The sequence below is a fragment of the Streptomyces sp. NPDC050211 genome (assembly GCF_040656035.1).
Lineage (GTDB): Bacteria > Actinomycetota > Actinomycetes > Streptomycetales > Streptomycetaceae > Streptomyces.
In genome coordinates this window covers 1-3,335 of the sequence record NZ_JBFALC010000159.1, presented here as the reverse complement: position 1 = coordinate 3,335, position 3,335 = coordinate 1, and the positions used below count along the sequence as shown (strand labels likewise).

Sequence of the window (3,335 nt, the reverse complement as noted above, 5' to 3'; positions counted from 1 at the left end):
GGTGGGGTGCAGGGGCGAAGCCCCGCAGGGGGTCCAGGGGGCGCAGCCCCCTGGCGGGGTCGGAGGGGCGGAGCCCCTTCAGGATGGGACGGGTAGGGGCGGCGGGGGCGAATCCCCCTACGCCAACAACCCCCGCAACGGAAACACAGCCCTCCGCGTAGCCAACACCGCCTGATCCAACCGATCCGCAGGGTCGTACCCCGCCTCCCACGCAGCAAAGCCCACAGGCCACCGCCCATCAGTCATCCGCACCGGCCCCAACTGCCGCGTACGAGCAAACACCTCCCGCCGCCACCCCTCAGGAATCACCGCCTCAGGCTCCACAGCCCGCCCAGCCGCAATCCCGACCAGATGCGTCCACGACCGCGGCACCACATCCACCACCGCGTACCCACCCCCACCCAACGCGACCCACTTCCCCCCGGCGTACTCATGCGCCAACTCATGACAAGCAACCTGCACCGCCCGCTGCGCATCCAGCGAAACCGCCAAATGAGCCAACGGATCCTCGAAATGCGTATCGGCCCCATGCTGAGTCACCAGCACATGCGGCCGAAAGTCCGCAATCAACTCCGGCACCACCGCATGAAACGCCCGCAACCACCCCGCATCCCCGGTCCCCGCCGGCAACGCCACATTCACCGCCGACCCCTCAGCGACCCCCTCCGCCCCCGTCTCCTCAGCCCACCCGGTCTGCGGAAACAAGGTCCGAGGATGCTCATGCAGCGAAATCGTCAAAACCCGCGGATCCTCCCAGAACGCCGCCTGCACCCCATCCCCGTGATGCACATCGACATCCACATACGCGACCCGCCCGGCCCCCAATTCCAGCAACCGCGCAATAGCCAGCGACGCATCGTTGTAAATGCAGAACCCCGACGCACCCCCCGGCATCGCATGATGCAGTCCACCCGCGAAGTTCACCGCATGCAGCGCATCCCCATGCCACACAGCCTCAGCCGCCCCCACCGACTGCCCGGCGATCAACGCGGACACCTCATGCATCCCGGCGAACGCCGGATCATCGATCGTCCCGATCCCGTACGACCCGTCCGCCGCCCCAGGATTCTCCGACGCCGCCTTCACCGCGGCGATGTAATCCTCCCGATGGACCAGCCGCAACGTCGACTCCCCGGCAGGCTTCGCCGCCACGACCTCCACATCCCGGTCGAGCTCGAACGCACTCACCAGCCCCCGGGTCAGCGCAAGCCGAACCGGATCCATCGGATGCTCCGGACCGAAGTCATAGCCCGTTACTGCCTCGTCCCACATCAGCTGTGCGCGGCCGCTCATGCCCGCCACCGTATCGGTCCGGTTGACCCTCGAACGACCGGGCGTACACCAACGTCACCAGCACCAACACCATCGGCACAAGCATCGCCCCGCGATAGCTCCAGGCATCCCCCAACGCCCCCACCAACGGCGAACCGATCAAGAACCCCACATAGTTGAAAACATTCAGCCGAGCGATGGCCGCATCCGAAGCCCCGGGAAACAACCGCCCGGCCGCCGCAAAGGTCTGCGGCACCAGCACACACAACCCCAGCCCCAACAAGGTGAACCCCAGCATCCCCACCCAGGCCCCAGGCGCCACAGCCACCACGGCAAACCCCACAGCAGCCACCACCGCCCCACCCCGCACGACCACCACGGCCCCGAACCGCCGCACCCCGAAGTCCCCGAGGGCCCGCCCCACCAACGTCGTCACCATGTAGACGTTGTACGGAACGGTGGCCAGCTGCTCCGAACTCCCCAGCACATCCTGCAGATACTTCGCACTCCAGTTGGAGACGGTCGAGTCCCCGATGTACGCGAAGGTCATCACCAGACACAGCGGCAACAGCACCTTGAAGCCGACGCCGCCACCCCCACCCCCCTCGACGTCCGCCGCCTTCTCCTCCGCGACCCCGTCGACGTACCACCGACTCCCCACCAGCGCAGCCGGCAGAAGCACCACCACAACCGGCAGATACGACACGAACAGCGCCAGATCCCAGTGCGCCCCCACCCACGCGAGCGAGGCCCCGAGAATCCCACCCAGGCTGAACGCGGCATGGAAGCTGAGCATGATGCTGCGCCCGTACGACCGCTGCAGACTCACCCCGAGCATGTTCATCGAGGCGTCCAGCGCCCCCACGGCGAGCCCGAACGCGGCCAGCGCTATGCCCAGTTCGACCGTCCGGTCCCCGGCTCCGACCCCGAGCAGCGCCAGGAGCACCACGGGCTGGGACCACCGCAGCACCACACTGGGCCGTATTCGCTTCACCAGCCGCTCGGTCGTGACACTCCCGACCCCGGCGAGAATCGGCACAGCCGCCAGGAAGGCAGGCAGCAGCGCATCGGAGACGCCGTACCGGTCCTGGATGGCAGGGATGCGCGTCACGAGCAGCGCAAAGGCAACACCCTGAACGAAGAAGCCGAACGCCAACGAGGCCCTACCGCGCCGCAGCACATCAGTCATGGCGGCGAGCGTAAGGCCCAGGGCTACCGCTGGGTATATCAAGCCAAAGATGAATTTCCCTCAAGTTTGCCTGAAGGGGCGTCAGCGGCGAGAAGGCCGGCCAACTCCCCCATCCCGGCGAACAGGTGAGTCGCCTCCGCCAGCCTCGCCACAGGAGTCATGGCGGTGAACCCATACACGTCCATACCGGCCGCAACCGCCGCCTTCACCCCCAACGGACTGTCCTCCACCACCACACACCGCTCCGGCGCGACCCCCATCCGCTCGGCCGCGTACAGAAACAGATCAGGCGCCGGCTTCCCCCGCCCCACATCCTCCGAACTGAAGATCCGCCCGTCATCGAACCACCGGTCCAGCCCGGTCGCCCGATGCCCCACCCGAATCCGCTCATGACTCCCCGACGACGCCACGCAGTACGGCACCCCGTCCTCCGCAAGCTTCTCGAGCACCTCCACGGCCCCGTCCACCGGCTTCAACTCCCGCTCGAACGCCGCGAACACCCGAGCATGAAACACATCATCAAAGTCCGCCGGCAACCGCCGCCCGGTCCGCTCCTCCACCAGATCGTGTACGCGGTGCATGGCGGCGCCCATGTAGTCGCGAAGGGAGTCCTCATACGAGGTCGGATGCCCGAGCTCGGTGAGATAGGCGGCCAGCAGCCTGTTGGAGATGGGCTCGCTGTCGACGAGCACTCCGTCGTTGTCGAAGATCACGAGGTCATAGCGCATACCTACGAGCCTAAACCGCCCCAAACGCAGAAAACCCCCGTGCTGAATAGCACGGGGGTTTTCTCAAGTTTTGTTCGGCGGTGTCCTACTCTCCCACAGGGTCCCCCCTGCAGTACCATCGGCGCTGTAAGGCTTAGCTTCCGGGT

At 66.7% G+C, this 3,335-nt stretch carries 3 protein-coding genes; all 3 read right to left on the bottom strand.

The window, feature by feature from the left end:
• Positions 1 to 117: 117 nt before the first annotated feature.
• Genes AB0I98_RS49590 through AB0I98_RS49580 form a run of 3 tightly spaced genes read right to left on the bottom strand, consistent with a single transcriptional unit; the run spans position 118 to position 3,189 of the window.
• Positions 118 to 1,293, bottom strand: a complete 1,176-nt coding sequence (locus AB0I98_RS49590) for an acetoin utilization protein AcuC (RefSeq protein WP_362953096.1) — start codon at positions 1,291 to 1,293, stop codon at positions 118 to 120.
• Complete coding sequence (locus AB0I98_RS49585; protein WP_362953094.1) at positions 1,244 to 2,461, bottom strand: MFS transporter; 1,218 nt, start codon at positions 2,459 to 2,461, stop codon at positions 1,244 to 1,246. Before AB0I98_RS49585 ends, AB0I98_RS49590 begins: the two co-directional genes overlap by 50 nt.
• Positions 2,462 to 2,499: 38 nt before the next feature.
• The gene (locus tag AB0I98_RS49580) at positions 2,500 to 3,189 is read right to left on the bottom strand and encodes an HAD family hydrolase (RefSeq protein ID WP_362953092.1); all 690 of its coding nucleotides are present in this window, start codon (positions 3,187 to 3,189) and stop codon (positions 2,500 to 2,502) included.
• Positions 3,190 to 3,335 lie beyond the last annotated feature (146 nt).

Excerpts from the sequence above, each read along its gene's own strand:
- AB0I98_RS49590 (WP_362953096.1), bottom strand. The coding sequence starts at position 1,293 with ATGAGCGGCCGCGCACAGCTGATGTGGGACGAGGCAGTAACGGGCTAT.
- AB0I98_RS49585 (WP_362953094.1), bottom strand. The coding sequence starts at position 2,461 with ATGACTGATGTGCTGCGGCGCGGTAGGGCCTCGTTGGCGTTCGGCTTC.
- AB0I98_RS49580 (WP_362953092.1), bottom strand. The coding sequence starts at position 3,189 with ATGCGCTATGACCTCGTGATCTTCGACAACGACGGAGTGCTCGTCGAC.